General features: G+C 44.2%; 3 protein-coding genes. All 3 read right to left on the bottom strand.

Annotated elements, in window-relative coordinates; genetic code table 11:
- Positions 1 to 304: 304 nt before the first annotated feature.
- Positions 305 to 1,336, bottom strand: coding sequence for a TerC family protein (locus tag LX59_RS15505; RefSeq protein ID WP_144573371.1), 1,032 nt, complete (start codon positions 1,334 to 1,336; stop codon positions 305 to 307).
- Positions 1,337 to 1,576: 240 nt separating this feature from the next.
- Complete coding sequence (locus tag LX59_RS15510; RefSeq protein ID WP_144573372.1) at positions 1,577 to 2,473, bottom strand: transglutaminase-like domain-containing protein; 897 nt, start codon at positions 2,471 to 2,473, stop codon at positions 1,577 to 1,579.
- 192 nt (positions 2,474 to 2,665) lie between these two features.
- On the bottom strand, positions 2,666 to 3,508 hold the full coding sequence (gene repM / locus LX59_RS15515) for a replication initiation protein RepM (RefSeq protein WP_144573373.1): 843 nt from the start codon (positions 3,506 to 3,508) through the stop codon (positions 2,666 to 2,668).
- Positions 3,509 to 3,603 lie beyond the last annotated feature (95 nt).

Consider the following 3,603-nt stretch of genomic DNA (forward strand, 5'->3'; position numbering starts at 1 on the left):
CCCAGACGGAGTGATCCCGTCATGGGGTTATGAATGAACGCAACCAAGTCAAAACCGAATCGGTTGGTTTTTTTGAGCGATCGCTGCTTATTCGCAGACGATGGCTGATAGATTTCATGACTACCGCACTAGAATACTAGGCGCTATGTCGTCATAAGATCCGCTAGGATCATAGGTTAGCCTTTCGGGCACGTCGTGCTACTTACCATTGCGACTGATCACGATGCTACTTATGGCAGAAAATAAGCCGGCAAGCCCCGCTCTTGGCTATTGCAAGACAACGGGGCCTTGTAGAGGCGATTAGTTATTGGCTATCTGGTTTATTCTGAGTGGATGGTTTGGCTGCTTTAGCCGTAAAGGGATAAGCTCCGAGAGCATGTGCCCCTGTGGGTTTGATCACCACTGAGAGGATAATGGTCAGCGTAAGAATCGACACGGTAATCAGCAGCGACCACAGCATGGGAATATGGTAAATGTCGAGCAGTAGCATCTTGGTACCAACAAAGACTAGGACAACCGCCAAGCCGTAGGGCAACAAGTGGAAGCGTTCTTTTAGGTCTGCCAGTAGGAAGTACATTGCACGCAAGCCGAGAATGGCAAAGACATTCGACGTTAGAACGATGAAGGGGTCTGTGGTAATCGCAAAGATTGCTGGAATTGAGTCCACCGCAAATACAACGTCAACAATGCCGATCAGTGCCACCACCACAAAAAGTGGAGTTGCGACACGCAGGCCGTTCTCCTGAGTGAAGAACTTCTCCCCATCAAAGTCATTGGCAATGCGGAAACGTTTACGAATCCAACTGAGGGCAGGATTGTTGGTGAGGTCAGGTTCCTGATCAGCAGCAACCCACATCTTGACGCCAGTGAACAGTAAAAAAGCCCCGAACACGTAAAGAATCCAATGGAAGCTACTGATTAGCCAAGCGCCAATTAGGATCAGCACAGTACGCAAGATCAATGCACCTAAAACCCCAAACATCAGGGCGCGCTTCTGGAACTGAGGGGGAACCGAGAAATAGGTGAAGAGCATCAGGAAGACAAAGATGTTATCGACCGCTAGAGCCTTCTCGACCATGTAGCCGGTTAGGTAGGCCATGGCACTTTCACCAGCTTTAGCTTCGAGCATCGGGTCGCCACTAGTACCACCCAGCTCCCACCACATAACTCCCATATAAGCCAAGCTGACAGCGATCCAGATCAATGACCAGATGGCAGCTTCACGGAATTCGACGCGGTGTGCGCCTTGGCGGTTGAGAACTACGAAGTCAACAAATAGGGCAAAGGCCACAATTGCGATGAAGACGAACCACATAGTAGGGGTTGCAACGGACATACGAGGAAAACTCCAGACAAAGCATAGTGGGCCTGTGAAGGCTGCTTGTCGGTCTCGTCAATGCCTAAGCACCCATAACGCCGGATACCATCAAAGTATCGTGCTGACGACGTTACAGTTCCTGTAATGGACGACTACTCCCCGAATGCGGGGGAGACTGCTCGAATCTCTTAAGTGTGTCAAGCACCCAGACGCTAAGGAAAAAGACGGAAAAGCAATATGAAATATCTCTATTTTCCCCTAATTCCCTGAAGGGTTATAGGGGAGCGGTCGCTCATCATCAGTCGATAAAGCCTCTTCGCAGTAATAGGGTGCAACAAATCCAAACTTACTGTCTTCAACCGCAACAGCATGGATGATTGGGGATTGTGACTGTACGTTCCCAAAAATAGTGGCAAAAGATACATCCGCCGCATCACGCCCAGTTCCCAGGCGTATAAATCCCATCGGAATGGCAGTACCTGATGGATCGAAAATATACCAACGCCCGCTCAAGTAAACTTCCACATAAGCATGGAAGTCAGGAGGACCTAAACAAGGGTTAGCGCCATAATCTGTGCCAGTAGTAAATCGAGCTGGAATATTAACAGCTCGACACAGAGCTATCATCAAGTGAGAAAAGTCACGACAAATACCTTGTTGCTCAATAAAAGTATCTAAAGCTGAAGTATTAGAGTTTGATACATTCTGCGTGAACGTTACTTGTCGTCGAACCCATTCTTGAATAGCTTTAACACGACTATATCCTTGCGGAAGATTGCCAAACTCTTTGATTGCTAACCGGATAAAACGATCAGACTGGCAATAGCGGCTGGGATATAGATATTCAATGACACTAAGCGGAAGGTTTCGTACTGGAACTTCCATAAGATCATTTGAGCGTATCCTATAGTGCGCAACTTCAATAGTTGCTGTATAAATAATTTTAAGTGGGCCGGGGAGTGCGGTAAATCTTAGATATCTATTTCCGTGTTTCAAATCCTTATCAATCCGATAAGGAATAGATTGGTTAATATGCAGATTTTCCATGGAAACTACTTGATAATGGGTGTTAGCTGCATGTATGTTGCAGATAAAGTCAGCGCCATTAACATCTATCAAGTAATTAATTTCAATATTCAAATTTAGCTTAATCATCTTTCCTCAAGTTTTAACTAGCCATTTTAAATGGCAATTTAACATCCATTAAATTTTAAAAGATCCAAGGATCTCTATATAAATGCACAGTATATTCTTATCTTGAAAATTAGGTGGGTATAGCTGTGCTGAATCAAAAATAAATTGATCCACTGTATCTTAGAGCTTTCTTAAAAGCATTATTGAGGCACATCACTTAATGGTGTATTCGAGGCTCAGGCGTTGATACAGCTCATCGTAATTTTCACCAGGTAGGGCCATGCTTTCGGCTTCGGTCTTACTGATTATTAGGCGTTTGGGCTTAGAGGATTTTGCATCCGTTTGGCTGTCAACCACATTCGAAATAGGGTTTTGTTTTACGAAGAATGTGAAGCTAAAACCTGTGATCGTGCGGCCTTGTTTGTGCTGCTCATAACTAGCCAAAATGTCGGTATGTTCGTTGATTTGGCTAATAGCTGCATCTAAAACACGCTTTTTGAAATCATTCATTTTTTGATATTCGTCTGGGGCAATCCCCAGACAGCGCCGGAAGTCAGTTAACTCATAAAATGGTGTTTTTCCTGCCGAACGCCAAGAAATAAGCAGCTCATATAAGCGTATGGCATATACACTGGTGATATTGGATATCTGCTCTAGTCCGTAATATGTGAATTTATTTTTTAAGTCGCACAGAAGTGGTAAAACTTTCTCTGAAAAAGATACTGTTACTTTTGCTTCAGCTTTAATGTATTCAATGTTTTGCACCCAGCGACCTAAACCTTTAGCGATATTGCCTTTGTCTGTAATTCGCTCATAGCTGAATTGCCGCTTGAAAAGCTGTCCTACAGCCTCACTAAGTGCCATATAAGCCGCTTGGCGTGTCAATCCAAACCGTTCAGCGTACGTGCTAGCTGGTATTACCATATTTCTCAATGCGTCCGGTGAAGCACCAGCTTCTGCAACAGATAGTAAGATTAAACGCTGCTCGCTTAGGCTCAAGGTATACGCTGCGTTTATTAAAGAATTGTCTTTTTTTACGACCTCATTTTTAGACATGATCCCTCCTAAATTCCTTTATAAAGTGACTTTAAACTGTAGTGTCACTTATTGGTAAAAATTTGTCACCTTACTGGTAAAAATTTGTCACCTTA

It is taken from the genome of Azomonas agilis (genome assembly GCF_007830255.1).
Taxonomy (GTDB): domain Bacteria; phylum Pseudomonadota; class Gammaproteobacteria; order Pseudomonadales; family Pseudomonadaceae; genus Azomonas; species Azomonas agilis.